The following is a 25739-nucleotide window of genomic DNA, read 5'->3' on the forward strand; positions in this document are numbered from 1 at the left end:
AGACCCGTGGACAACGAGCTGATGCCGGTCGAGGTCGACGTGGACAGCGACGAGATCGAGCTAGTTGCCGACGAGAGGCCGGTCGACGTGGAGGTCGAGAGCGAAGCCACCGAGCTGTCGGTCGAGCTCAGACCCGTGGACAGCGAGCTGATGCCGGTCGAGGTCGACGTGGACAGCGACGAGATCGAGCTGGTTGCCGACGACAGGCCGGTCGACGTGGAGGTCGACAGCGATGCCACCGAGCTGTCGGTCGAGCTGAGGCCCGTGGACAACGAGCTGATGCCGGTCGAGGTCGACGTGGACAGCGAGCTGATCGAGCTGGTTGCCGACGACAGGCCGGTCGACGTGGAAGTCGACAGCGAAGCCACCGAACTATCGGTCGAGCTGAGGCCCGTGGACAACGAGCTGATGCCGGTCGACGTCGACGTGGACAGCGAGCTGATGGAGCTGGTTGCCGACGACAGACCGGTCGACGTGGAAGTCGACAGCGATGCCACCGAGCTATCGGTCGAGCTAAGCCCCGTCGACAACGAAGTGATGCCGGTCGACAGCGACGAGATCGCGCTGCTGGACGACGACACCGTCGTCGACAGCGAATCCACGATGGAATTGGTCGCGAAGAGTTGGGAGCCGTTGATCGCGTCCGTGCTGGTCGCCGTGATTTGGCCTGCCGCGACATTGGTGATTTGGCGCGTGGTGCCCGTGCTCGCATTGCCGACGCTCACCACGCTGCTCGGATTGCCGCCCGCGAACGTGGTGGTCACGCCGCCGACGGTACCCGTCGGCGTCGCGTTGGGCGCTCCAGTGACGGAGCCGCTGCCGAGTGCGACGTCGCCGGCGTTGTTGGCGATGGCATTCGGGCCGATCGCGACCGAATCGGTGCCGAGCGCCTGGCTGTCGGCTGCTGTCGAATTCGCGTGGAAGTACTTGATGCCCTGGTTGTTGATGCTGTCGATCGCCGAGCCGACGCTGTTGGCGGTCGACGTCGTGCCGTTCGCGTTGTACGTCGTGTACGACGGAGCGGAAACCGTGCCGGTTGCCGGGTTGTAGCTCGCGCCGCCGCCGAGGGCTGCGGCGGTGCTGCTGCCCAGATTGTCGGTCTTGGTCGTGACGGTGCTGAGGCCCGTGGACAGCGAGTTGATGCCGGTCGAAGTCGAGGTGGAGAGCGAGCTGATCGAGCTATTAGCCGACGAGAGGCCGGTCGACGTGGACGACGACAGCGACGTAACCGAGCTGTTGGTCGAGCTCAGGCCCGTGGACAGCGAGTTGATGCCCGTCGAGGTCGAGGTGGAGAGCGACGAGATCGAGCTGGTTGCCGACGAGAGACCCGTCGACGTGGAGGTCGACAGCGACGCCACCGAACTGTTGGTCGAGCTGAGGCCCGTGGACAACGAGTTGATGCCCGTCGAGGTCGACGTGGACAGCGAGCTGATCGAGCTATTTGCCGACGAGAGGCCGGTCGACGTGGACGACGACAGCGACGTAACCGAGCTGTTGGTCGAGCTCAGGCCCGTGGACAGCGAGTTGATGCCGGTCGAAGTCGACGTGGACAGCGAGCTGATCGAGCTATTAGCCGAGGAGAGGCCGGTCGACGCCGACGTCGACAAGCTGCTGATGGCGCTCGTCGTCGTGCTCATCCCGGTGCTGAGTTGGGCCACGGTGACCGCGTCCTGCGGTGCCGAGCCGTCGGCGACGTTCGTGATGCGACGCAGGGCCGTCGAGCTGCCGACCGACACTTCCGACGTCGGCGCGGCGCTGCCCGTCAGATAGCCCGTTCCCGTCGGCGCTGCCGCGCCGGTCACGCTGCCTGCACCGATCGCGACGCTGGATGCGTAGTTGGCCGTGCCGCCGAGCGCGATCGCGTTGGTGCCCGTCGCCGTTGCGCCGTTGCCGATGGCGGATGCGCCGGAGCCGGCTGCGGTGGCACCCGAACCGAGCGCGGTGCCGTTGGTACCGACTGACGTGACGGTCGCATTCGAACCGATTGCGATGCCTGACGTCGTCGCCGAGTTGACGTTCGAAAACCGGCCCAGCGCGATCGAGTTGGTGCCTGCCGCCACCGCACCGCCCGTGCCCGTGCTGTTGCCGCCACCGATCGCGATCGAGCTCGAGCCCGATGCGGTCGAGTCGTTGCCGACGGCGGTCGCGCCCGTGTTGAGCGCCTTCGCGCCGGAGCCGATGCCGATCGCGCTTGAGCCGGACGCCGTCGTGGCCTGGCCGAATGCCTGCGAATAGCTGCCGGACGCCGTCGCATTCGCACCGATCGCAATCGAGGTCGCGCCGCTGGCCGTTGTCTGGCTGCCCCCGTTACCGCCGATGGCAATTGCCTGGGCGCCCGTCGACGTGCCGCCGCCGGCGAAATACTGCGCGTGCGCAACGTTGCCGGCGGCCGCTCCCGCGACGAGCGCGACGGTTGCCACGACCTTTACGACGGCGGACTTGTTCGGCTTGCCCCGTGCCGAATCGTGTTCGGATGCTGCGACCCAGGCGCCAAGAGCTTCGTTCCAGATCGAGCGGTATGTGCGGTTCATGTCCTACTACCTCCAAATAAGCACGCCACACACCGGTCTCTTTCGTTAGATGAATTTGCCGTGCGCTCGCGCGAATCTCAAAATTGATGGGCGGAGTTTATTTGAGGAGGTATTTTGAGATTGACAAACAGTGAAAAATGAAGCGCTTTGAAAGTTAAAAAATGGTTAATGCATCGCGTTTTGATACATCCGAGTGTAAGAAAGTTGAAAATGCGTGGAATGTTGAGTGAAGGGTACCTCCTGGTTCGGTGGTTTGTGTAAAAAATCCATATAAATCAAATGGATACGTGATTTGTGTGTGTCATGTTACATATCGCAAGACACAAAAGGTAAGATGAATTAAACGACAAACGTTTGCGGCAAACGTTTGCCTTTCGGGGTTGTAATAATTGATGGGGTGCTAGCTCGAATGGATTCGACAGTCTTGTTAATTTGTTAATTTGAGATTTGGGTGGAGTTTCAAATTGCATTTACGGAGTTTTCTAGGAAATCAAAAAAACATGAAGAAAGGATTGTCTGGCTATGCTGGTTTGCGCATTTCGCCGGACGCATTCGCCCGTGGGGCGGGCCTTCCCCGGCGGCCGGCTCCACGAAGTTGTAAAAAAATGCTACAGAGGCATTGACTCAGCCATTGGGATTCCCGAGTGGAATCTGCCCTATTGACGTATTTCGTGTGATGGGTTCGGAGGCGAATTGGACGACGTGCCGGATCGTCCACGACGACGGTCGGAGACCGCGGGTTGAGGGCAACGGGAGCAGCGAGCAGGAAACGTCAGATTTGAGCCACGGTGACTCGAACTTGCTGGCGAGGGCGGACATGCTGCGGGAGGAAAGACGACGTGCAAGCGCGTCGGATCAGCACTGTCGGGCGGAGGGGGGTGTTGGCTGGCGTGACGTCGCGCCAGCCAACGCGGGATGCGAACCGGAGGGGGCTCGTTTTCGTCCGACAGTGTGTGCCGCCGTGCCGATGGCGGTCGCGGCCGCACGTCGCGGTTGTGCTACCCGGTCCGGGCGATGCAGTAAATCGCCCCGGACAAGGTGACGCCGGAAACCTGCCGCCGCAGCCTTATTTCCTCAGGAATCGCAGCGCGAGGCGCGCCATGCGCGGCACGAACATCGGGCGTAGCAGCCGTTTGTCGTACCCGGCCATCCGCCGGTCGTTCTCGCTGAGGCACAGTTCGATCAGTTCGCGCGGGTTGAGCGCATCGCCGATGTCGGCGGTGCTCGTCGCCGGGAAGTTCGCGTCGTGCGCGACGCCGTCCGCATCGATCCCGCGCGCGATGCCGATGCGTTCCCGGATCAGGAACGCCCACACGGCCGCAACCCGTGCGAAGAACCACGGCCGGCGCCACCACGGCAAACTCCGCCAGTACCACGCATACCAGTTCACGAAGAACAGGATGTGCCGGCCTTCCTCCTGGATCACGGGTTCGAAGGTGTCGACGAGTTCGGGCGGGAAAAAGCCGGAGCGCTGCGCCGAGCGGAACAGGCCGAACGCGAAGAAGCTGTCGATGCACTCGCTGAAGCCGGTCACCATCCACGACCACTCGGGGTCGTTCGGTGCCGGATAGGGCGGCTCGGGGGCGAGCTCGATGCCGTATGCCTGCACCAGCTTCGACAGCACGACCTTGTGCCGTGCCTCCTCGGCGCCGTCCATCTCGAGCGCCTGGCGCAACAGCGGATCGCCGACGGTCGCCGCGAAGGTGGCGACGCGGATCGACGCGCGGCCTTCGGTCTGCACGGCGATGTCCCAGATTGGCAGCGACGTGAGCCGCTTGAGTTCGTCGGGCTTGAGCGGTGGCCAGTCGATGACGGCCGGTTTGTACGGGTTGTGCGTATCGAGCAGCATGCGGCAGAACATCTGCCTGTGCGCATCGGAACCGATCCTGACCGGACCCTGGTGCTTGAAGGTCCAGTTGCGCATGGCGTGATCTGCCGCTGCATGGTCTTTCAGCAGCGTGTCGGACATGGCTGTTGTTATGCGATTACGAGTCGAAAGATTTTTGCATAGCTTTCGTAATCGCGTATTTTCGAGCCGCCCCGCGCTGCGCTCAGGCCTGCGTGTCGACCCAGAGGCGCCCCCAGCGCGACGCGTACGCCAGCGCGTGTTCCTCTTCGAAGAAGAAATCGATCGCGTCGAACGACACGGCGCGCGGCGACGGACCGCCGCTTGCCTTCTCGATCGTCAGGTTCGCGGCGAACAGCCCGTTCGGCAGCCGGGCGGCAGCGGGGGCGACTTCGTAGCCCTTGTAGCGGATCGTGCGGTTCATGGCGTGCGCATGGAAGGTTCGGGCTTTCAGCGTACGAAAACGCGCGGCACGCGTGAACCAATCTTTCGGCCAATGCAAATCACGTGGCGGGCCGGATCGTTATCGGCGCGGCGAGCCGGCATGAAGCATGGGGGACGACGTCGCGATGCGCGCCGGACGGCCGGACACGCGCGCCCGCGCGCGGCGAACGTCGTCGGCCGGGCGCGGGCGGCGGGGAGGCTGGGGTTACTGGTTGGCGATCTTCAGCACGGGGGCGAGCGCGTCGACCGACGCGGCATGCGCGGCCGCGCGATGCGACGCGAACGCGAGCGCGAATTCGGCTGCTTGCGAGCCGACGGTTTCGAGCTGCGCGACGACCTTCGGATCCGAGCAACTGTCGGCGCTGTCGAAGCGCGTTTCGAGCGTGTTCACGGTGGCGCCGAACGGGGTCGGCCAGCCTCGCAGCGCGTGGACGATTGAACGCAGCGACGTCAGCACGGTGCCGGCGGCCTGCCAGCCGTAGGCCGTGACGATCAGGCCGACGGCGCGGCCGTCGAGGTACGGGCGCTCGTCGGCGCGCAGTTCCTCGAGCGTGTCGAGCGCGTTCTTCACGAGGCCGGACACGCCGCCGTGATAGCCGGGCGTCGCGATGATGATCGCGTCGGCTTCGCGCACGGTGTCGATCAGCTCTCGCTGCGCGTCGGTCAGCGTCTTGTGTTCGGGGGCGTAGTGCGGCAGCGTATGCAGGAACGGGCCGTCGAACAGTCGCGTGCGTGCGCCGGCGGCCTGCGCGCCGCGCAGCGCGAACGACAGCGCGCGCTCGGTCGACGACGCGGCTCGGGTGGTTCCGCCGATGCCGACCACGAACGGGCGGCGGTGTTGATCGAATGCAGTCAAGGGGCGCTCCTAGGGGATGGCTTGCCCGGCTAAGCACAGGCTTAAAACCAGATGGTAACGACCCCGCCGCCACTCTGAAAACGACTTTTCGTTCTATCGATATGCCATGCACGCGGGGCGAACGTCCGCGCGGCGACGCAGATGGATAGCAGAAATGCTTGGTTGGGACGGCGTGCCGCGTTCGATAAGATGGGCCCGTCTCCTCCATGATGTCTCTACTGACATGGGTTGGCCCCGCCGCGCGGATGCAGGCGGGGCTTTTTTTCGTCCGGCGCCGGAAAGGGGGTGCGATGCGCGGGCGTTTTGCGACGTTACGCGAACACCGGCCGGAAGAAGCTGCGCTCGTAGCTGACGATGCAGCGCGTTTCCTCTGCATACCGGAACGCGGCCTGGCAGGCGGGATCGGTTTTCGAGCGCTCACGGTAGCGTTCGTATTCGGCGAGGCTCGGGAACGAGAACATCGCGAGCGCGATGTTGCTGGCACCTTCGGAAGGCAGGAAGTAGCCGTGATGCGTGCCGCCGAATTGCTCGACGAGCGGAATCCACATCTTGCCGTAGGTTTCGAACTGCTCGAGTTTGTACGGATCGATGACGTAGCGAAGGAAGCAGGTGACCATGGGCGCTCGCGGTGCTGTTGAGGATCAGCGAGTCTGGATCGCGTCACCGGGCGTGTCAACGACGAGCCGGCCGCGCTCGCGCCCGCTTCGTGCATCGCGGGCAAGGTTTCGCGCGTGCCGACTTGCATCGACGCCGACGTGCGCGTCACGGACTGCTTGCGGGCGCAACGATCGGTGAGTGCAGCCGCGTGTCCGACGGCGCCGAACGCATGCGTATGTACGCCGTCGCGCCATCGTTCCACTTCTTGCGACGCCTCGCGGCGCGCGGCTGCGGCCTGATTCGTCGTGCCGGCGTGGTATCAATCGTCGCGTGTGTGCGTGTCGCTGCCGCGCGCGAGGCGCCATGCGATCGTGCCGAGCACGCCGACCGCAACGACCAGCGCCCCCCACAGCACATAACGGCGGATCGCGTCCTTATCGGCGGCCGGCTCCGACGGGGCCGCCGAGACCGGCAGGGCCGCGCCGACGCGCGCGGGCCGCACTTCCGGCGCCATCCCGACCAGCAGCGCATCGCGGCCCACGGCCGACGAAGGCAGCGACGCATTGCCGACGCCGAGCGTGAACGGCGGCGTGCCGCGCGCGACGAACGTCAGGGCGGCCGGATGCCAGCCGACCACGACGGACGGCTGGCCGCCGCCCAGCCCGCCGTTGCGCATGTCGACGACGATTCGCCACGCGCGATCCGGATTCGACGCGAACGCCAGCGGCGGGTTGCGCTGTTCGCCACCTTTGCCCTGCAGCCGGAACAGCACCCCGCCGGCGACGTCGCGCCACGGCGTTTGCGCGTCGGGGCGGCTCTGTAGCGTTGCGCGCGCAACCGTATTCGGCTGTGGAAGGTCGATGCGCACGCGGTCGACCGGATAAGCGCCGTCGGTGTCGAACAGATACTCGCCGGGCGCACTGCCGGCCCGCACGTGCGCGGCTTCGCGCCATTGGCGCGGCACGGCCGCGCTGTCCGCCGTGCGTGCATCGTGCGGTCGCGTTTCGGTCTCGATCGACCGGATCGAGGGCGCGCCGTCGAGCCAGTCGAGCTGCAGGTAGCGCGGCCCTGTGCCTTCGAGCGCGATGCGTTCCTGCATCAGCATGTCGCCGCCGCGCCCGACCTTCAGCAATTGCGTGCTGCCGAGCGAGCGCCAGCTGCGCAGATCGTCGCTCGCCGCGACTGCGACACGCCCCTGGTAGCTGTCGTCGCTGATGTGCACGAGCAGTGCGTCGACCTCGCCGTCCGCGTGCGACAGGTCGACGAGATCGGCCGCATGCTTCGCGCGCGCCGGCGCGGTGACGGCTGCGCGCAGCGAGCCGTCCGGCGCAACCGACACGCCGAGCGGTGCGTGCCCGTCGTCGGCGCGCGCCGGCGGCAGCGGGAACCACTGTACCGGCGTGCGCGACGGCGGCACGGCCGCCGCCGCTGGCGCATCGAGCGAGTAAGGCACGGGCTCGCCGTTGCCGTTGAAGATGCGCACGTCGCCGAGATCGTCACGCCGGCTGGCCGCATAGACGGCCTGCGGCACGGTCAGCTGGTAATACGCGGCGGTGCCGTCGAGATCCAGCGAGAAGCGTTGGGCAACGCGTTCGGCACCGGGCGCGGAGTCGGCCGCCGCGAACGACGTCAGCAGGCTCAGGCCGAGCAGGGCTGCGAGTCGCTTCATGGTTGGTGGTCGTCCCGTTGGGCCGCTGCCTTCGGCGGCAGCGGCGAGAAATAGCCGATCAACAGCAGCAGGATGCCGATACCGATGAACGACACGATACGTTCGATGCCGGTGACGTGCGACAGGTCGAACAGGAACAGCTTGATCACCGTGAGCGCGAGCAGCGCGGCGCCGACGAACCACAGCGGACGCAACCCGCGGCGCGTGGCCCAGATCATCGTCGCGAGCGCGCAGAGTGTCCAGTACACGGAAACCGACGCCTGCACGAGCGTCGATTCCGCCATTGCATCGAACGCGTACGGCACGCCGGTCCAGTGATGCAGCGTGCGCAACAGGATCGCGTTCAGCCACAGGAAGGCCGTTGCGCCGGCCGCGCCGAGCAACTCGACGCGGTAGTTGCCGAACGACCAGCCGAGCTTGCGCGCGCGCACGAACCACGACGCGGCGAGCGCATAGACCACCACGAGCACGAGGTCGAGCGGATTGAGCAGCGGGACGCGCGCCCAGCTGCCGCCGTCCTGCGTGAAGTTCGCGTAGAAGGTCCAGACCCACATCACGACGATCAGCGGCAAGGACGCGAGCGCACACACGCGCGCGATGCCGTCGCGGTGCGTCAGCCACATGCCGGCGAACGCGAACAGACTCCAGCCGACCATGAACACCTGCTGAATGCCGAACGACGACAGCACGGCGTCGATGTCGTAGGCGAGGTGGAAACGGTGATGCAGCGTGCGCAGCAGCAGCGCGTTGAACCACAGGAACACGGTCGCGAGCGCCGCCAGGTCGGCCGCGAGTGGATGCCAGACGACACCGAGCGTCTTCAGGCGGCGCAGCCAGGTCGCGAACGCGACGAAGATCAGCAGTTGCGCGACGTCGAGCGGATTGAGCAGCGGCAGCCAGAACAGCGGCGACGCATCGCCGTCGCTCGTCACGCTGGCGATGCTCCACAGCCACAGCAGCGCGGCGAGTGGCGCGGCCCCCCACACCTGATACGCACGCGGGAACGCGGCGACGGGCCAGCGCAGGCGGGAGCCGGGGCCCGAAACCAGCAGAAGCAGCGCGCCGAAGCCGTAGGCCCACGCGCTCCAGCTCCACGCGCCTTCGGGCACGAACGCGCGCAGGCGCCAGAAGCCTTCGAGCGAGAAGAGTCCGCACAACGTCCAGAACATCAGCGTGTGCAGCGGCGCGATCACCGGGGCGGGGAGGGCCGCCACGGCCGACGTGCCCATCGCGCCCGCGACCGGGCCAGCCGCCGCCGTGCCGCGCGACTGACGCAGCAGCAGCGCATAGCATGCGATGACGGCGATCGGCCACGCGAACGCGCCCATTCCAGACAGTGGTGCCTCGTGCGCATCGAACGCGCGCAATGCGAGCAGCGCGAGCACCGGCGTCAGCGCGAGTGCGGGCCATTCGGCGATCGGCCACGCGAGCTTGCGGCGCGCGACGTGTGCAAGCCATGCGGTGCCGGCTGCGAACAGCGCGGTCGCGTCGACGACGAAGCGGTCCGCATGCAGATCGACGTGGCGGCTCGCATAGACGAGGATCTCGTGCAGCCCGCCGCTTAGCCACCACAGCAGCCCCCAGGCCGCGGCTGCCGCGCCGACGTCCGGCATCCATGCGTGCCACGCGCGCGCTTCGTCGCGCCCGTGCAGCCACCAGCCTGTGAACAGCCCGGCGAGCGCGATCAGCAGCATCGCGATATACGGGCTGTTGAGCACCGGCAGCGCGTTCGTGTCGGCCGGCCCGAGCAGGCTCGTGAAGAATGCGCCGGCTGCGGCGATCTGCATCAGCAGGCCGAAGCCGAACGGCGCAAGGCGTTTCTCGCGCACGCCGACCCACACGATCGCCGCGCCTTCGATCGCCCACGCGGCACTCGTCGTCGGGCCCGAAAATGCGAGCGGCACCGCGAGCGTCGCGAAGATCACCGCCAGCGCGAGCATCGCTTCGAACAGCAACGCGAGACGGTCGCGGCGCCGCGCGAGCCATGCGGCGACCGCGACGTAGAACGCCGACAGCGCGACCGAACTCCACGCGAGCCCGAACGGCATGTCCTTCACGAGCGCCGCCTGCAGTGCCGTCGCGACGATCGGGGTGCCGAACACGAGCGTGCCGTCCACGTAGTGGCGCAGCGCCAGTTCGCGTTTCACCGCATACAGCAGCGCGATGCCGACATACATCAGGAAGAACAGGATCAGGAAAGGTTCGGTGGTCGCGAACAGCGCGGGGCGGTATGCCGTCACGCCCCACGCCGAGCCGATCGTGAACGTGAACACGAAACCGAGCAGGTTCAGCGGACGCCAGGCCTTGAACCATGCGATCGCGAAGATGCCGGCGTTCAGCAATGCGTAGTAGCTGAACAGCGCGACATGGCTGCCGTGGCCGGTCGACAGCAGCACCGGCGCGAGAAAGCCGCCCGCACTGCCCATGAATGCAAGCGGCAGCGCGTTCTGCTTCACCGCGAGGAACGCGCTCAGCGCGCACACCGCGACCATCAGCGGGAACGCCGCGCCGACCGGCAGCAGTGTGTAGAGCTTGGTCGCGGCGAAGATCGTCAGGTACAGGATGCCGATGCCGCCGCCCTGCAGCACGAGGCCGTATGCCGCGCGGCGCGCACGCACGCGCCAGCCGATCGCCAGGAGCGCCGCCGCGGCGAGTGCCGTGCCGGCCAGGCGGAATTCGATCGGCAGCATGTTGTTGTCGGCCGCGTACTTGAGCAGGAAAGCGACGCCGAAGAACAGCACGATGATGCCGACGCGCACGACCGTATTGCCGCCGAGCAGCCAGTCGCGCGCGGCGCGGAACGCGCGTTCGGCGATGCCGGGTTCGCGGGGTTTCGGCGGGGCGGGAGGGGCAGATGGCGAAGTCGTCGCGGGCGGATGCGTCGGCGCGCCGGCAGCGGCGGTCGCGTCGCTCGTTGGCGTGGCGACTGCCGGTGCGGGAGCCGGGATGGACGTCGACGGCGTCACGCCGGCGCGCGCGACGGCCGGCTGCACGGACGGCCGCGGCGGCATTGCGGCGGGTGAAGGCGTGACGGTGGCGGGCATCGCCGGTGGCATTTGCGCGGCGCTGCCGGTCGTGGCGGCACCGGCCTTCGCGCCCGCGAGTTGACCGCGCAGCACATCGAGCTCGCGCGTGAGCGTGTCGACCGTCGCTTCGAGGCGCGCGACGCGATCCGCGAGTGGCACGGGAGCGGGTTGCGGTGTCGCGGGATTGGTGTAAATCGCGAATGCGTCGGGTATCGTGCCGCCGCTCTTGCGCTTGCGTTGCTGCAGCGCGTGACCGATGCAGAACCCCACCGCCGCGCCGAGCAGCGTGCCGTTGGCGGCAGAGAAATCCCCGAACAATGCGGCGATACCGCCCACGATGAAACCGATTGCGGCAAAAGCCCAATTCATCGCCTTGCTCCCTCTCTCATTTCGTTATCGTCCTTCGATCGGCGCGCGGCTCGATCGAGGCTGTTTCAGTATGGCCGGCAGGCGAACCGGCATGCGCACGCCGTCGGCGCAGCGCCACGCCCAAGGCGCGCGGCGACGTCGCGATCAGCGTGTTTGCCGGCAATGTATCACAATGGCCATGGGGGATTTTCTGGGTTGCGGGCGGGCTGCGAATCGTGGCTGTCGCACGTTCGCGATGCGGGGTTTCGTACGACCATTCGTTTCGCACGAACGGGGCAGACGAGGTCGTCCGATCGGACGTGGAATTGTCGCAAAGCGACGCGCGGCCTCCGCGGGTTGATGCAAAACGACACCGCTTGCGCGTCGCGCTGCTGCGCACAAGTCATGCTCGAGATGCCCGCCGTTATTGGCCTTGCGCGTATTGCATCGCCGCAATCGAGTGCCGCCGAGCGCCGCGCCCCGCGTGGCGGGGCCGCCGGGTGTGTCGTATTTGCGCAAGCGTTTGTCGTAATTCGTCGGCAGGTCGGGGTTTTTTCTGGCAACTATGTAGGCACGCTATGCGATGCGTGAGTCCCCGCTACACGAGGAGAAGGTTTCGATGGATGCCCCCAAGGTCGTGGTCGAAGGTCTGTGCAAGGTATTTGGAAGCAACCCGCAGCAGGCGCTCGACATGCTCGCTGCCGGCGCGACGAAAGATGATGTGCTCAAGCGTACCGGTCAGGTCGTCGGTGTGCACAACGTATCGTTCGACGTGCAGGAAGGCGAAATATTCGTGCTGATGGGCCTGTCCGGCTCCGGCAAATCCACGCTGATCCGCCTCGTGAACCGGCTGGTCGATCCGAGCGCCGGCAAGGTGCTGATCGACGGGCTCGACGTCGCGTCGGCACGCCGCTCCGCCCTGACGGCGCTGCGCCGCAAGGACATGAGCATGGTGTTTCAGTCGTTCGCGCTGATGCCGCATCGCACCGTGGTATCGAATGCCGCGTTCGGCCTCGAGGTCGCAGGCGTCGGCAAGAAGGAACGCGAACGCCGTGCGATGGAGGTGCTCGAGCAGGTCGGTCTCGCACCGTTCTCGCACAAGCTGCCGTCCGAGCTGTCGGGCGGCATGCAGCAGCGCGTCGGCCTGGCCCGCGCGCTGGCCGTGAATCCGTCGTTGATGATCATGGACGAGGCGTTCTCCGCACTCGATCCGCTCAAGCGCCGCGAAATGCAGGACGTGCTGCTGCAACTGCAGAAGGAACAGCGCCGCACGATCATGTTCGTGTCGCACGATCTGGAAGAGGCGCTGCGCATCGGCAACCGCATCGCGATCATGGAAGGCGGCAGGCTCGTGCAGGTCGGCACGCCGCAGGACATCATCGCGAACCCGGCCGACGACTACGTGCGCGCGTTCTTCGACGGCATCGACACGAGCCGCTATCTGACGGCGGGCGACCTGATGCAGACGGGCGCCGTGCCGACCATGTCCAAGTGCGATGCCGCGAACGTCGCGGCGACGCTGAACGGCAGTGCCGAATACGCGTTCGTGCTGGACGCCGCCCGCAAGATCCGCGGCTTCGTCACGCGCGAGGCGATCGGTCAGGACACGCCGTCCGTGCGGCCGATCGAAAGCATCCGGCGCGATGCGTCGCTCGAACATGTCGTCGCGCGCGTCGTCGCGAGCCCGAATGCACTGCCCGTCGTCGATGACGACGGCTGCTACTGCGGCTCGGTCGACCGCGCACTTATCCTGAAGGCCATCACGCGCTCGCGAGGCTCCCATGTCTGAAATGATTCCGCTCGGTAGCTGGGTCGACCAGTCCGTTCACTACTTGCTCGACCATGACGCGGCGACGTTCGATACGATCGGCCGCGCGATCGAGGGCCTCGCCGCATTCGTCGAGCACAGCCTGCAGGCGATCCCGATGTGGCTGATGATGGCGATCTTCATCGGTGTCGGTCTGTGGCGCGTGGGCTGGCGCTTCGCGCTGTTCACCACCGCGTCGCTGCTGCTGATCTTCGCGACGGGCTTCTGGGACCAGACGGTCATCACGCTCGGCCTCACGCTGTCGTCGACGATCGTCAGCCTCGTGCTCGGCATTCCGCTCGGCATCTGGGCGGCGAAGAGCAAGTGGGTCGCCGCGATCGTGCGTCCGATTCTCGACCTGATGCAGACGATGCCGGCATTCGTGTATCTGATTCCGGCCGCGATGCTGTTCGGTCTCGGCCGCGTGCCGGGGATCCTGTCGACGGTGATTTTCGCGATGCCGCCGGCCGTGCGCCTGACGAGCCTCGGCATCCGTCACGTGAACCGCGAGATCGTCGAAGCCGGCCAGGCATTCGGTTGCACGCCGTGGCAGTTGCTGTACAAGGTCCAGTTCCCGAACGCGCTGCCGTCGATCATGCAGGGCGTGAACCAGACGATCATGATGGCGCTGTCGATGGTGATCATCGCATCGATGGTCGGCGCGGGCGGCCTCGGCAACGACGTCCTTGCAAGTATCCAGCGCCTCGACATCGGCCTCGGCTTCGAAAGCGGTCTGTCGGTCGTGCTGCTCGCGATCATTCTCGACCGTATCACCGAGAGCTTCGGCCGCGCGCCGGGCACCGTGAAAGCACCGCTGTTCTCGGGCCTGAAGCAACTGTTCCGCGCGAAGGCCACGCCCGCGCAAGCGTAAGCAACCGGCGGCCGGTTCGCCCTCCGGCCGCTTCCCCTGATTCGATACCGGCTTCCGTGGCGTTTGCCACGGGGCTGGCCGCGTGCAACCTGCTCAATTCGCCAGGAGCCCGATGTGACGTCCGCCGCCGCTGCCGCCGTGCCCGCCGCTTGCGTTTCACCGGTTTCGTCCCTTGCCCATTTCGGCTTCCTGACGCTGCCGAATTTCTCGATGATCGCGTTCTCGAGCGCTGTCGAAGTGCTTCGGATGGCGAACTACGTCGGGAGATCCGACCACTACCAGTGGTCGATCTATTCGCTCGACGGTGCGCCCGTGCATGCCAGCAACGGCATCGCGGTGCGGCCGACCCAGGCGCTCGACTACACGAACCTGCCTGACGTGATGATCGTGTGCGGCGGGATCCGCATCCGCGACGTGGTCGACGACGGCGCGCGCGACACGCTCGTCGCGCTCGCCGAGCGCGGGCTGCCGCTGGGCGGCATCTGCACAGGTGCGTATGCGCTGATGTCGGGCGGTCTGCTCGACGGCTATCGCTGCACCGTGCACTGGGAGAACCTGTCCGCGCTGCATGCGGAGTTTCCGCGGGTGGGGTTCGCCGACGAGTTGTTCGTCGTCGATCGCGACCGGCTCACCTGCACCGGCGGCACCGCGCCGCTCGACCTGATGCTGAACCTCGTCGGCATGCGTTTCGGCCAGCAGCTCGCCGCGCAGGTGTCCGAGCAGTTCATCCTGGAGCGCATCCGCAGTTCGACCGACACGCAGCCGATTCCCGTCGATGCGCGCGTCGGTTTCTCGCGCGCGGAGCTGATCGAGGTCGTGCGGCTGATGGAGGCGAACATCGAGGAGCCGCTTTCGCTCGAGGAACTCGCGCGGCTCGTGCGGCTTTCGCAGCGGCACCTGCAGCGCATGTTCAAGGTTTACCTGAATGTGTCGCCCACCCACTATTACCTGACGCTGCGTCTGAAGCGCGCGCGCGACCTGCTGCGCACGACCGACGCATCGATCGCGCGCGTGACGACGACGTGCGGATTCCATTCGCCGTGTCATTTCAGCAAGGCGTATCGCGCGCAATTCGGTCACGCGCCGAGCTACGAGCGACGGTTGCCGGGGCGCTGACGCGACCCGCGCGAGCCATTCGGTCCGCGACGCCGCCGGGATCTCGGCACGCGGTTTCAACACTCGATCCCGCACCCATGAAAAACGACGTCACTTTGAGGAGAAGACAGATGAAGCGCCTATTGATCGCAGCGGCATGCGGGATCGGGATTGCAGCGCCGATGTCGGCGGTTTATGCGGCCGACCCGCCCGTATGCAAGAACGTGCGCTTCGCGGACGTCGGCTGGTCCGACATCGCGGCCACCACCGGTCTTGCATCGACGATGCTGCAGGGGCTCGGCTACACGCCGACCAAGACGATCGCGTCGGTGCCGATCACGTTCGCGGGCATCAAGAGCAAGCAGATTGACGTGTTCCTCGGCTACTGGTCGCCGACGATGGATCCGATCATCCAGCCGTTCACGAAGGCCGGCACGATCAAGGTGCTCGCAACGCCCAACCTGACCGGCGCGAAATACACGCTCGCGGTGCCCGACTACGTGTACCAGGGCGGCCTGAAGTCGTTCGCCGACATCCAGAAGTTCGCGGACAAGCTCAACGGCAAGATCTACGGGATCGAACCGGGCAACGACGGCAATCTGCTGATCAAGAAGATGATCGACGGCAACCAGTTCGGCCTCGGCAAGTTCAAGATGGTCGAGTCGAGCGAGGCCGGGATGCTGGTCGAGGTGAATCGCGCGATCCGCGACAAGCAGTGGATCGTGTTCCTGGGCTGGGAACCGCATCCGATGAACGTGCAGATGAAGATCGACTACCTGAGCGGCGGCGACGACGTGTTCGGCCCGAACTACGGCGAAGCGAAGGTGCTGACGGCCACGCCGCCCGACTACGCGCAGCGCTGCCCGAACGTCGCGAAGTTCGTGTCGAACCTGCAGTTCACGACGACGATCGAGAATCACGTGATGGTGCCGATCATGAACAAGGAGGATCCGAACAAGGCCGCGGCCGAGTACCTGAAGGCGAATCCGCAGGCGCTCGACAAGTGGCTCGCGGGCGTGACGACGATCGACGGCAAGCCGGGTCTGCCGGCGGTGAAGGCGTATCTCGGCGTGCATTGAGCGACGAGACGAACGGCGCGCTCGCTGAAGGCGGCGCGCCGGCGTGATGAAACGCGGCCCTCCCGTATCGCGCGGGCGAGCCGCGTTGTTTTCGGGCCTGGAGCCGATCGGCGAAGCGCCGGGCCGCGAACGAACGTCACGATTCCTTCGTCGCCGCCGGCACGTCGAACACGCGATCGAATGCCCACTGGAACACGAACGCGTAGCAGAAGAAGAACGCGAACAGCCCGATGTCGACGACGAACGCGTCGAACCACGAGATGTCGAGCCACCACGACACGACCGGCACGAGAATGAAGATCAGCCCGCCCTCGAATCCGGTCGCATGCAGGATTCGCCGCGCGAGCGTGCGCCTCGGCCGCCGGCGCGACGCTTCCCAGCGCTCGAACAGCGCGTTGAAGATCATGTTCCACAGCAGCGCGATCGCGGACATCGTTGTGGACAGCGCGCCCGAATAGACGAGGCCCTGCTTGAAGATCGCCGCGATCGCAGGCGAGATGCAGGAAATGGCGATCGCTTCGTAGAGCACTGCCTGCGTGATCCTGCGCGGTAGGCCTTGCACGTTGTTTCTCCGGTTCGACGGTGACTCGACGGTTGCTTGCGCGGCTCGGTGCCACGACGTCCCGCAAGGCTACGTGCGTTGCACGAGCGCTTCAATTCACCTAATCTCACCCGGATTGAATCGAATTCAACCCGGCCGGATCCGGCCCGCGAGGCCCCGTGTTCTCGAAAATTCCCCTGACCGCATTGCGTGTATTCGAGTCGTCGGCACGGCTCGGCTCGTTCAAGGCTGCGGCGGACGAGTTGTCCGTGACGCCCGCGGCCGTGTCGCATCAGATCAAGTCGCTCGAAAGCCGGATCGGCGTGCTGCTGTTCGAACGTGGCGCGAGCGGCGTGCGGCTCACGGAGGAGGGCGAGCGCCTGTTTCGCACGAGTCACGATGCACTGCTTGCGCTGAGTCGCGGGCTCGACGCGGTGCGGCCCGAAGCGGCCGATGAGCGCACGCTCGTGCTGACGACTACGCCGGCGTTTGCAGCGATGTGGCTAATTCCGCGCCTCGGCCGGTTTCGGCAGGTCGATCCGCAATTGAACATCAAGGTCGAAACCGGCAACACGCTCGCCGACCTCGAACGCGACGCGCGAATCGATCTCGCGATTCGCGCGACGTCGCGCACGTTTCCGGCACTGCACGAAATTGCGCTGATCGACGAGTATTTTGGTGCGTATGCGGCTACCGGGTTCGATGCGCATCGTTCGGATGAGCGCCTCGATTTGATCGAGACCGTGTGGGATACGCCGCTGCCGGTGTCGATCGATTGGACCTCGTGGTGTCGTGCGGCGGGCCGGGACGTGTGGCTCGAACGCGCGGTGTTCCGTCACTATGACGACGAGCATTACGCGTTGCAGGCGGTATTGCACGGGCAGGGTGTCGGGCTGCTCAGTTCCGTGCTGGTCGCCGAGCACGTCGAGCGCGGCGCGTTGATGCCGATCGAGCCGTCGGTGCGGCTCGCCGGCGCACGCTTCGTCGCGCTATGCCGGCCCGGGCGGGAACGCGAGCCGCAGGTCAGGCGGTTTCTCGAGTGGCTCGAAGCGGAGATCGCGCGCACGCGTGGGGCGGTGGCCCGAATCGCGCCGCGAATGTGAAGCAACGGTCCGGCGCCTGCATTCCGTTGTGAGGCGTTCGGGTCCTTCGTTACCCGAAACGCACGCAATACACCGGCGGCAAATGCGCGGAGACCTGCCGCCAGTTTTCACCGCCGTCGCCGGACGTCCATAACCCTCCCGTCGTCGACGCCATCGCGAGACGCGTGCCGGAGTCGTCCACCGCAAGCCCGTGCCGATACACGAGGTCGTAGGCCGGCGCGGGCGGCAGCCCGTTCGACAGGCTCTCGAAGCTGCGGCCGCCGTCGCGCGTGCGCGTGACGACGAACCGGCCGTTCACCGGAATCCGGCACGCATCCTTCACCGCCGGTACGAACCATGCGGTGTCGGGATCTGCCGGATGCACGGCGACCGCGAAGCCGAAGCTCGACGGCTGCGCTTCGATCCGCTGCCAGTGCGCTGCGCCGTCGGTCGAGCGGAAGATCGCGCAGTGATGCTGAGTCCACAGCACATCGGGAGCGGCCGCGCACTGGACGACACGGTGCGGATCCTGCACGTTGGGTTCGCCGCGCCGCTCGGGCGGCATGTAGTCGGCCTCCATGCCGTCGGCGCTGACGCGCCAGGTCGCGCCGCCGTCGAAGGTCTGCCAGACGCCGCCGCACGAAATCCCGATCGTCACGTGCCGGCTGTCGCGCGGATCGACCATCACCGAATGGATGCCGGCTGCATCGTAGCCACCGCCGAACCACTCGGCGCGCTCCGGGCGGCTCCATAGCGCGTGGTTGAGCACCCACGAATCGCCGCCGTCGTCGGAGCGGAACAGTCCGCCCGGTATCGTGCCGGCCCACAGTACGCCCGGCTCGTCGGCGCCGCCTGCTTCGAGCGACCAGATCTGCTGAAGCGTCCAGGGTGGGCGCGGCGGGGCAGGCGCTTCGTCATCCGAATCGCCGGCACCTGCGTGTGTGTCGGCGTTAGCGCGAGGCGCGTCGGCGGCCTGCGGTGGATAGACGGGGACTGCACATTCTTCCCAAGCGGCGGCACCGGCGCGCCGGCGATGCAGCTTGACGCCAAAATGGCCGAGATTGAGCGCCGCATACAGCGTGCCGTCGCGCGGGTCGGCCAGCGCCATGCTGACGGGTTCGCCGATGAAGTGTGGCTCGCCGAGCGACCAGCCGCCGTTGCCATCGGCGTGCAGCACGAACAGGCCCTTGCGGGTCGCGACGAGCAGTCGATCGTTCATGTCGGGTGTCTCCAGTAAGTCCGGCCGGGCGCTTGTTTCGATGGAGATGCGTCCCTTTATCCGCCGGACAGCGCCTGCACGACATAGACGCGGCTGGCATTGCCGAGCGCATCGGACAAGTGTTGCCGGTCGCGTACCGGCTGGCCGTCGATGAACACCGACAGGTGCTTTCGCAGCGCACCCTGGTCGTCGACGATATAGCCGCGCAGCCGGGGCTGCTCGCCGAAGACGGTTTCAAGCGCTTCGCCGAGCGTCCGTGCGTCGACGTCGCGCTCGGGCGTGTCGATGTGGCGCTGGATCGACGCCGCGAAGAAGAGGTGGGCCATGGCAGTGGCTGGCAGGAGCCGCGCGGGGGGGGACGGTCTGTAGTTTAGGCGATTCGCCAGCGGCGGAACGGTGACGTCGCGTAGTCGTGGTGCGCCGGCGTGTCGGATCTCGATGAACAATAGGAGCGCTCATCGGACCATATTTTTCAAGCCACTGATGTGAAAGGGTTCGCTCAACCCACCTAGCGCTACTGAACGCTCCTAAGATCAGAAAAATCGTCAGGAGCCTGAAAATTCGATTCACGATACTTCAGATTACTTTTTCAAAATGCCGCTGTCAGTATTTTATGAAGCCTGAGTGGATCTATTCGGGCAATGGATTTTTCTGAAGTAAGCATGGGAATTGATTCTGCCACTCAATCCGATCGGATTTTTATATATGAGTCAGCGCGCTTTGCGGGCATAATGGCGATCGCGGTTGAAGAGGCATCTTCTTGATCCGACGGGGAGTTGGCGGCGGCGACATTCGTAGCTATTTGAAATATTTCGACCATATTAATGGCAAAGTGGCTCAAATTTCCCTGGCATCGCTCTCTTTTTGCGGATTTTCATGCATTGATTCCATCTTTCCTGGTAAGTTGGTCGTCCGCACATTGAAATAAAAAATATTAAAGAAGGTGCCGTAGAAAAATTTATAAAATTTGTCCTTGAAATACGCCTCATCACAATCCATCCGGCGCTGTGAACGTAGGTTTGCGAGAATCATCTCCAAAAAATGTGATTGATCGTAATGTTTGGGGCATGCGTTGCAAGTGAGCCCCGAATCACCGGTTAACCTAAGATCAGAAAGAGGATCGTCACCGTTCCACGTTCACATCGAACCCGGGAAACTCACCATCCCGGTCGTGCAGATCGCGCCAGCAGTGATGCAGGCGGAGCAGATCGCCATCACTCCCGATTCCAGTCGACCGCGATAACTACAAGGAGGCGCAACTGCGGCCCTTGATCATTAATTAATGGCACTCACATTTGTAGTCTACTATCGTATATTTCGGAGAAGCCGGCTTGGGCTCAATCAGTCGACCAAAGCGATTTGATTCCTTGCACATGCCGGCACACCGTCTCAGTTTTTCATTGTATGTTTCCTGATTCGAAGTTGTCCCTAAAGTTGCAATAAAACAAGAGGTGGCGATGGTTGCAACCATCAAAAATACAGGATCCTTAAATAGCCGAGTCATACGGAACCCACTCCGTGCAAGTAAATTTGCGACGATCAGACCAACCTTCTGGAACGATGCTTTGAGTTTGAAAATCCGGTTGACGTCTGCATTGCCTACCTGAATTGTCAGTCATCCCTAGCGGCGTGTCGCCAAAATATCCCTTCGCACAATATTGTTTGATGGTTGGCATACTCCACTGTACGTTAACTCCGACCCATTCCCCTGGAAGGACGGGAGAAGGGAACGCGAGGTTGGAGACGTCACCATAGATACCTTTGATCGACGTGTTGCTTGAAAGAGTTGGCAGCGGTGGCTGCGCACGCGCGCGATAAAGGTTCCCCATCCCGAGTAATACGGGGCCGGTCTGAAGTCCAAGCGGGTCAATCCAGCTTATCGGATTCCATGCGTACTGATAGACGTTCAGGCCACCGGCCAGCTCAATCGGATCCTGTGTGATGTACCGCCCCACCTGTGGATCGTAGTACCGATACCGGTTGTAATGCAGCCCCGACTCATGGTCATGGTACTGCCCCTGGAAGCGGATGGGATTGGCGATCAGTGCCTTCCCCGACGCCTTTCTGATTGCCTCCTGCACAACACCCCAGGCACGGTACTCCGCGCTCCATGCAATCTCGCTGCGCTCGTCCGTCAGTTCCTGCGGCGTGCCGAGTGGTACCACGCCAGGTTGTTGATGGCTGGTGCGGGCGGCGGCGGCAGGGCAGCCATAGCGGGTCTTCATCCTGCCGGTAGTAATCGCCGTACTCGGGCTGGTCGAGCAATTCGATGGCTTCCTCGCGCACCGCCTGCTCCGCCGGCACAAAGCTGCTGGGCTCGTAGACGTAGTGCGTGCGCCGAAGCCGTCCTCGTCGGCGATCTTGCTTTCCCACGCCAGCGTGTCGCCATCCCACCCGTACTTCCAGCAGGCATGCGCTCTTGACGGCAGTCTCCCGCAGCTTCTGTAAGCCTCCATCGGCCATGATCATACTCAATAACACTTACACGTGTAATTTGCGACGGTGTTCCTAGTCGAATTTGGAAACGGTGCCTCCAAGATCCCAAACATGCCGCGGTCGCCACAAGCCTTGAGGCATTGACCCTCTCGCTCATTTATGTTTGGTTCGCTAAATTTTGCCAGGACAAACAGCACCGCCAAAGCAAAAAGAAGAACATATAAAAAAATCTTCGCCATTCGTTTCATTTCAATGTCTTTCTCGTGAAATGAATTCCCTCTTGTCCGTGCCTCTCGTTGAAAATTCCCGTTTTAAATGTTGTATTTTTTTGGGAGTATAAAATTTTAATCATCGATTGCCTTGTCATTCTGAAATGCGTCACCCTCGTGATATCTTGAAGGGAAGTATCTATGTGGCTCCTGTCAAGGGAAGTGCCCCTTCCCCATCCATTGTCCTGGAGGAAGTGCGTTGGATGCGAAGGGAGGATCTGTAACATAGTTAAGTACGCCGCCAGGGTGGGGTTTCTCGTTGACGCCACCGACGGAGGAGCGTGGCGGCCCAATTTACCTGTCCAACGTCACGGGGGCAGCTCACTGTGGTCCTGCGTTCTTTCACAAGTGCGCCGGGCAATCCTGGGTAAGCTAATTTAATGTGGAATTTAATAGCATTTGCACTCATAGTTAAGGGCAGTATGTCGCGGAGAATAACTAGCAGGAGCATTCAAGCGACCAAACATTCCGCGCTTGCCACAATCATCCATGCATCGCTGTCTGACATCCTGAAAGCTTGGCATGCCGCATTTTGTCGCGACAAATACCATAACCAACAAAGATAAGCCCGTATACAAAATAATCTTGATATAATTTTTCATGAGTTTGATTTGTGAAAGCTTTTGCTTTTTTGCAGGTAAATTTTATTATATTTTTCTATTCGATGAAAAAATTGATCGTTCTTTTTGGGTTTATCTTTTTGGCTAAATCAATAATTATCAGCTGCGCGAAGATCTTCTAACGGATCATCTCCATAGTAGCCCTCGGTGCAATATGATTCAGGCATCGTCCATGCCATGTTTACGCCGACCCATTCGCCGAGGACTTGCTGAAGGGGCCAATGGAAATTGGATATCTCTCCCAATGCGCTTCCGTCGGTAGAGTTTTATGGTATTGATGGATTTGCGGGTATCGTTATAATGCAGATTGCCCATTCCGTGTGGCGCTGCCCAGTTTTCTGTAAACCGAGTAGATCAATTCGGGTGTCAGGTTTTTTGATATTGGCATATGAGATTATGCTGATATTCAATTTGATCTGATCTTGCGATGTTGGTCTGTCGCGTTGGAGGATAAAATGGCGATGGCGGTTGTAGATGCATCTTCTTGTTTTGTCGTGTGGTTAGTAACAGCGGCATTCAAGGCTATTTGAAATATTTCTTCCGTATTGGGGGTGGGTTGGCTCTAATTTCCCAAACATGCCTATCTTTTTGCATCTTTCAACGCAATTATGCCATTTTTCCTGGTAAGTTTGTTGCCCGCACATTGCGATAAAGAAAATAAATGAAAGCGTCAAAAAAGTAGTAAATAAATTTAACCTTACGATGCGCGGCATTACAGTCCTCCCAGTGCGGTGCACGTAAATTTACGGGAATTATCTCCAAATACAGAATACGATTGATTGTAATGTTTGGGACGTGCCTTGCAAGTAAGGCCGGAATCATCCGTCGGCCTAAGATCCGAAAGAGGATCATCGCCATAGTAGCCCGCGGAACAATAGAATTGCGGAGCAGCTACCGGGACATTCACTCCAGGCCAAACACCGGGTAGTACATTTGCTGGAATTGGATTGTTGGAAATATCGTTCAGTAGAAGTCTTGCTTGAGGATGGTGAGCAAGCGCAGGTCTCGGCGGCGTCGCATCAGCTCTGTATAGATGTCCCATCCCGAGGAGAACTGGCCCCCTCGCCTGAAGACCGAGTGGATCGACTCGCGTGACAGGATTACTTTGCCCGTATGCGTATAGATTGAGCCCGCCTCGTAAGCTAATTGGATCCGGGCTGATATACCGCGCCACCTCCGGATCGTAATGCCGATATCGGTTGTAATGCAGCCCCGACTCGTGGTCATGGTACTGCCCCTGGAAGCGGATGGGGTTGGCGATCGGTGCCTTCCCCGACGCCTTGCGGATCGCCTCCTGCGCGACACCCCACGCGCGGTACTCCGCGCTCCACGCAATCTCGCTGTGCTCATCAGTCAGCTCCTGCGGCGTGCCAAGGTGATCGCACTGGTACCACGCCAGGCTGTCGATGGCTGGTGCGGGCGGCGGCGCGCCCCACAGCGGGTCTTCATCCTGCCGGTAGTAATCGCCATACTCGGGCTGGTCCAGCAATTCGATGGCGTCGTCGCGCACCGCCTGCGCCACCGGCACAAAGCTGCCGGGCTCGTACACATAGTGTGTGGTGCGCGCACCGAAGCCATCCTCGTCGGCAATCTTGCTTTCCCAGGCCAGCGTGTCGCCGTCCCAGCCGTATAGCGTGAAGCCGCATTGCAGCGCGCGGTTGCGTTTCACACGCTCGGCGCGGTTCCAGTGTGGCCCCGCTTCCCTTCTTTCCTCGTAGTACGCCTGACTGTGCTTGGACAGACGCCGGCCGAGGGCGTCGTAGGTGTAGTCGACCTTCAGGCGCTCGTCTTCGTAGTGCGTGAGGCGGTCGAACAGATCCCAGGTAAAACGGCCTTCCTTGCCGTTGTGCCAGCGCTGGGTGAGGTTGCCGCGCGCATCGTACTGATAGTGGGTGCCGGCGTATTGCTTGAGCAGGTTGTCCAGCGCCTTGATGCGCGGCATGCGCTGGCGCTCGGCTTCGCGCTGCTCGGCCGGGTCGATGAGGTTGCTCGCCGGGTCGAAGTCAAACGTCTCATGACCGAGCCGGCTTTGCGCTTCGAGCAAGCGGCCCACCGGGTCGTAGCGGTAGGCGAGCTGCCCGCGCCGCGTGTCGTTGATGTCGGTGAGCTGGCCGCTGGCGTCGTAGCGGTAGCGACGCACCAGCAGGCGGTTGCCACCTGCGGTGTGTGTGGGCGCAGGCGTGTCGCGCGCCAACACCTGCTCCCTCAAGCGTCCCATGGCGTCCCACTGCTGCGTTTGCAGCAGCCGGTTGCCTTGCAGGCGCGCGACTTCGCGATGCAGGTCGTCGCGCTCATAGCTGACCAACTCGCGCTCATCGAGCTGCAGCGCCAGCAGGTGGCCGCTGCCGTAGGTGAGCCAGCTGACGCGGTGGCCGTCCGGGCGCACGGTGGCAATACGCTGGTTGAGCGCATCGTATTCGTGCTGCCACACCCCGACCAGCGGCTGGCCCAGGCGGGTGTAGTGCTGGTGCTCGCGCACCAGGTTGCCGGCCGGGTCGTGGAACCATTGCAGGCGGCTGTCGGCGTTGCTGGCCAGTGCCAGGTTGCCGTTGAGGTCGTAGGCAAAGCGTTCGATCTGCCAGTCCTGCTCGCGCGGACTCGCGTCGCCGGTTTGCAGCGCGGCGCGCCGCTCGGTGAGGCGACCCATCGGGTCGAAGGCGTAGGCGGTGATGCGCTGCCCGTCGATGGCGCGCGCCAGTTTGCCGGTCGCCTCCTCGTACTCGTAGCGCGTGATGGCACCGTCGAAGCCGGTTTCCGCCAGCAGACGGCCCACCGGGTCGTAGTGGAACTCGGCATCGCGGCCGTTCTCGTTGCGCAGCGCGGTGAGCTGGCCGAGCTTGTCCCACTGATAGCGCAGGGACTGGCCGGCGGCGTCCACGCGTTTGGCCAGCAGGCCGGCCTCGGTGTAGTCCCATTCAGTGCGCCGACCCAGCGCATCGATGTGGGTTAGCAGCCGGCCTTCGGCGTCGCGCTCGAAGTGTTCTGCGGTATCGTCCGGGTAGCGGATGGCGGCGAGCTGGCCGGCCTCGTGGCGGTAGCGGGTGACCTGGCCCGCCGCGTCGGTGAACTGCGCAAGCTGGCCGTGCGCGTCGTAGGCCCATTCGCTGGCCTTGGCCGAGCAGTCCACGTAGCGAATGAGCTGGCCGCTGCTGTTGTACTCGAGCTGCCTGGTCTTGCCGCTGGCATCGATGATGCCGATCGGCAACCCCATCAAGTTGTACGCATACTCCGTCTTGTTGCCCAGCGGGTCGATGACCTCCGTCAGGCGGCCGCGGGTATCGTAGTCGCGCAGCCAGAGGCCGCCCTCGGCGTCGCTGATCTTGATGAGCTGGTCTTTGCTATCCCACGCGTAATGCACGGTGGTGCCGTCCGCACGGATGTGCTCCAGCAGGTTGCCGTTCTC

Annotated in this window: 16 protein-coding genes and 3 pseudogenes; 5 read left to right on the top strand and 14 right to left on the bottom strand. The window is 63.6% G+C overall.

The annotated features are described in order from the left end of the window. The 8 genes and pseudogenes from DIE11_RS35005 to DIE11_RS35040 form a co-directional block, all read right to left on the bottom strand. Window positions 1-2408, bottom strand: a pseudogene (locus DIE11_RS35005) (beta strand repeat-containing protein); the annotation flags it as partial. Window positions 2409-2444: 36 nt separating this feature from the next. Continuing rightward, window positions 2445-2531 (bottom strand): annotated as a pseudogene (locus tag DIE11_RS37600) (ESPR domain-containing protein); the annotation flags it as partial. Window positions 2532-3597: 1066 nt separating this feature from the next. Then, complete coding sequence (locus DIE11_RS35010) at window positions 3598-4500, bottom strand: ferritin-like domain-containing protein (protein WP_124629770.1); 903 nt, start codon at window positions 4498-4500, stop codon at window positions 3598-3600. An 82-nt stretch (window positions 4501-4582) separates the two neighbouring features. Next, window positions 4583-4801, bottom strand: a complete 219-nt coding sequence (locus DIE11_RS35015) for a hypothetical protein (protein ID WP_006749916.1) — start codon at window positions 4799-4801, stop codon at window positions 4583-4585. 225 nt (window positions 4802-5026) lie between these two features. Beyond that, window positions 5027-5677 carry an NADPH-dependent FMN reductase gene (locus DIE11_RS35020; RefSeq protein WP_124629771.1) on the bottom strand — a complete coding sequence of 217 codons (651 nt, stop codon included), beginning with the start codon at window positions 5675-5677 and terminating at the stop codon, window positions 5027-5029. A gap of 311 nt (window positions 5678-5988) precedes the next feature. Further along, on the bottom strand, window positions 5989-6294 hold the full coding sequence (locus DIE11_RS35030; RefSeq protein ID WP_059598866.1) for an NIPSNAP family protein: 306 nt from the start codon (window positions 6292-6294) through the stop codon (window positions 5989-5991). Between the two features lie 299 nt (window positions 6295-6593). Then, the gene (locus DIE11_RS35035; protein ID WP_124629772.1) at window positions 6594-7943 is read right to left on the bottom strand and encodes a DUF3999 domain-containing protein; all 1350 of its coding nucleotides are present in this window, start codon (window positions 7941-7943) and stop codon (window positions 6594-6596) included. Beyond that, a complete protein-coding gene (locus tag DIE11_RS35040) occupies window positions 7940-11338 on the bottom strand; it encodes a DUF2339 domain-containing protein (RefSeq protein WP_124629773.1) in 3399 nt (1132 codons plus the stop codon). Before DIE11_RS35040 ends, DIE11_RS35035 begins: the two co-directional genes overlap by 4 nt. A 476-nt stretch (window positions 11339-11814) precedes the next feature. Between DIE11_RS35040 and DIE11_RS35050 the strand changes: the two are divergent. From DIE11_RS35050 to DIE11_RS35065, 4 genes and pseudogenes are all read left to right on the top strand, one after another. Then, window positions 11815-13106: pseudogene (locus tag DIE11_RS35050) on the top strand (glycine betaine/L-proline ABC transporter ATP-binding protein); the annotation flags it as partial. Continuing rightward, window positions 13099-13995 carry a choline ABC transporter permease subunit gene (choW, locus tag DIE11_RS35055; protein WP_059819594.1) on the top strand — a complete coding sequence of 299 codons (897 nt, stop codon included), beginning with the start codon at window positions 13099-13101 and terminating at the stop codon, window positions 13993-13995. The pseudogene DIE11_RS35050 and the gene choW, both read left to right, overlap by 8 nt. A gap of 114 nt (window positions 13996-14109) precedes the next feature. Continuing rightward, window positions 14110-15111: a GlxA family transcriptional regulator gene (locus tag DIE11_RS35060; protein ID WP_124629774.1), complete on the top strand. Its 1002-nt coding sequence runs from the start codon at window positions 14110-14112 to the stop codon at window positions 15109-15111. Between the two features lie 110 nt (window positions 15112-15221). Continuing rightward, window positions 15222-16169 carry a choline ABC transporter substrate-binding protein gene (locus DIE11_RS35065; protein ID WP_059534053.1) on the top strand — a complete coding sequence of 316 codons (948 nt, stop codon included), beginning with the start codon at window positions 15222-15224 and terminating at the stop codon, window positions 16167-16169. 136 nt (window positions 16170-16305) lie between these two features. On the opposite strand, the gene DIE11_RS35070 is transcribed toward DIE11_RS35065, so the two are convergent. Then, window positions 16306-16731 carry a PACE efflux transporter gene (locus tag DIE11_RS35070; protein WP_124629775.1) on the bottom strand — a complete coding sequence of 142 codons (426 nt, stop codon included), beginning with the start codon at window positions 16729-16731 and terminating at the stop codon, window positions 16306-16308. Window positions 16732-16889: 158 nt separating this feature from the next. Here DIE11_RS35070 and DIE11_RS35075 point away from each other — a divergent pair, with 158 nt between their 5' ends. Continuing rightward, window positions 16890-17813 carry a LysR substrate-binding domain-containing protein gene (locus DIE11_RS35075; RefSeq protein ID WP_124629776.1) on the top strand — a complete coding sequence of 308 codons (924 nt, stop codon included), beginning with the start codon at window positions 16890-16892 and terminating at the stop codon, window positions 17811-17813. Between the two features lie 49 nt (window positions 17814-17862). Here DIE11_RS35075 and DIE11_RS35080 read toward each other — a convergent pair whose 3' ends face one another. The 5 genes from DIE11_RS35080 to DIE11_RS35095 form a co-directional block, all read right to left on the bottom strand. Further along, window positions 17863-19011: an exo-alpha-sialidase gene (locus DIE11_RS35080; RefSeq protein ID WP_124629777.1), complete on the bottom strand. Its 1149-nt coding sequence runs from the start codon at window positions 19009-19011 to the stop codon at window positions 17863-17865. Between the two features lie 56 nt (window positions 19012-19067). Continuing rightward, the gene (locus DIE11_RS35085; RefSeq protein WP_124629779.1) at window positions 19068-19337 is read right to left on the bottom strand and encodes a MoaD/ThiS family protein; all 270 of its coding nucleotides are present in this window, start codon (window positions 19335-19337) and stop codon (window positions 19068-19070) included. 511 nt (window positions 19338-19848) lie between these two features. Continuing rightward, entirely contained in the window at window positions 19849-20049 is a 201-nt protein-coding gene (locus DIE11_RS36640) for a hypothetical protein (RefSeq protein ID WP_185633872.1), read from the bottom strand. A gap of 449 nt (window positions 20050-20498) precedes the next feature. Then, a complete protein-coding gene (locus tag DIE11_RS37465; protein ID WP_311767604.1) occupies window positions 20499-21236 on the bottom strand; it encodes an RHS repeat-associated core domain-containing protein in 738 nt (245 codons plus the stop codon). 1812 nt (window positions 21237-23048) lie between these two features. Then, window positions 23049-25739 (bottom strand): RHS repeat-associated core domain-containing protein (locus DIE11_RS35095; protein WP_148093065.1); only part of this gene is annotated, 2691 nt, incomplete at its 5' end.

The sequence above is a fragment of the Burkholderia sp. Bp9012 genome, from assembly GCF_003853825.1.
GTDB classification, from domain to species: Bacteria; Pseudomonadota; Gammaproteobacteria; order Burkholderiales; family Burkholderiaceae; genus Burkholderia; species Burkholderia diffusa.

Bases quoted from the DNA above. Each gene is read 5' to 3' on its own strand.
- DIE11_RS35010 (WP_124629770.1), bottom strand. From the start codon at position 4,500: ATGTCCGACACGCTGCTGAAAGACCATGCAGCGGCAGATCACGCCATG.
- DIE11_RS35015 (WP_006749916.1), bottom strand. From the start codon at position 4,801: ATGAACCGCACGATCCGCTACAAGGGCTACGAAGTCGCCCCCGCTGCC.
- DIE11_RS35030 (WP_059598866.1), bottom strand. From the start codon at position 6,294: ATGGTCACCTGCTTCCTTCGCTACGTCATCGATCCGTACAAACTCGAG.
- DIE11_RS35035 (WP_124629772.1), bottom strand. From the start codon at position 7,943: ATGAAGCGACTCGCAGCCCTGCTCGGCCTGAGCCTGCTGACGTCGTTC.
- DIE11_RS35040 (WP_124629773.1), bottom strand. From the start codon at position 11,338: ATGAATTGGGCTTTTGCCGCAATCGGTTTCATCGTGGGCGGTATCGCC.
- choW (WP_059819594.1), top strand. From the start codon at position 13,099: ATGTCTGAAATGATTCCGCTCGGTAGCTGGGTCGACCAGTCCGTTCAC.
- DIE11_RS35065 (WP_059534053.1), top strand. From the start codon at position 15,222: ATGAAGCGCCTATTGATCGCAGCGGCATGCGGGATCGGGATTGCAGCG.
- DIE11_RS35080 (WP_124629777.1), bottom strand. From the start codon at position 19,011: ATGAACGATCGACTGCTCGTCGCGACCCGCAAGGGCCTGTTCGTGCTG.
- DIE11_RS35085 (WP_124629779.1), bottom strand. From the start codon at position 19,337: ATGGCCCACCTCTTCTTCGCGGCGTCGATCCAGCGCCACATCGACACG.
- DIE11_RS37465 (WP_311767604.1), bottom strand. From the start codon at position 21,236: ATGAAGACCCGCTATGGCTGCCCTGCCGCCGCCGCCCGCACCAGCCAT.